This window comes from Flagellimonas amphidinii (genome assembly GCF_013090115.1).
Classification (GTDB): Bacteria; Bacteroidota; Bacteroidia; order Flavobacteriales; family Flavobacteriaceae; genus Flagellimonas; species Flagellimonas amphidinii.
This window is the reverse complement of record NZ_JABFNN010000003.1, coordinates 1-780: the sequence shown is the minus strand read 5'-3', so window position 1 is coordinate 780 and position 780 is coordinate 1. Positions and strand designations below refer to the sequence as shown.

General features: G+C 34.9%; 1 protein-coding gene. It reads left to right on the top strand.

What is annotated here, in order from left to right; all coding sequences use genetic code 11:
- Nucleotides 1–208 precede the first annotated feature (208 nt).
- Nucleotides 209–694 (top strand): hypothetical protein, encoded by a 486-nt coding sequence (locus HJC33_RS00015; RefSeq protein WP_171656743.1) that lies wholly within the window; start codon nucleotides 209–211, stop codon nucleotides 692–694.
- The last annotated feature ends 86 nt before the right edge of the window (nucleotides 695–780 follow it).

The following is a 780-nucleotide window of genomic DNA, read 5'->3' as shown; positions in this document are numbered from 1 at the left end:
TCCTCTCTTTTGTTCTTTCTGGTTTATAAATACAATCTAATCAGAATCAAACTTAAGTTGGCTATAATTCATTGTGGCGGATTTGCTAAACGCAAATCCGTAACTTTAAGCCAACGACTGGATTTCGGCGGAATGTTCACTGCGTGAAATTCCACAACGAAATCATAGCCGAACCGTTGTACACCATTTGCGAGACAAAATGAAAATATTGAACTTAATCATATTATTATTATTCGTCAATTATGGATTCATTGAAAATGATTCCGTTGACAATGTGAAAATCGGAATGGAAATTTCTGATTTTTTAGAATCTAAAAACACGAAATATAATGTAAAGAAAGAGACGATAAGTCTTGAAGGAGATGACTATGATATTTTTAATGTTTACGAAAACTCTGAATTGATTTATGCGGTTGAACCAGACGACAAAGGAGAAAAAGTGTGGAGGATTTGGCTATATGGAAAGAGATTCAAAACGGAATTAGGAATTGGTGTAGGCAATACTCTTGCTGACTTAAAAAACAAATATACTATTGACGATATGTCAACAGCCGAAGGCGCTGTGTTTATTTTGGTTAAAGAGATTGAAGTTGGTTTTGAATTAGATGGCTCAAGAATACCAAGAGATTGGTGGAACGAAATGAAACTTGAGGAATTGAAAAATGATTTGCTAATAAGTTTAATTATAATATAAAAACGGTGTACAACAATGTATAACCGCAATTACGGCGGATTCGACTACGTCCGAATCCACTCGGAATTGCTAAGGCTTGCGACCGA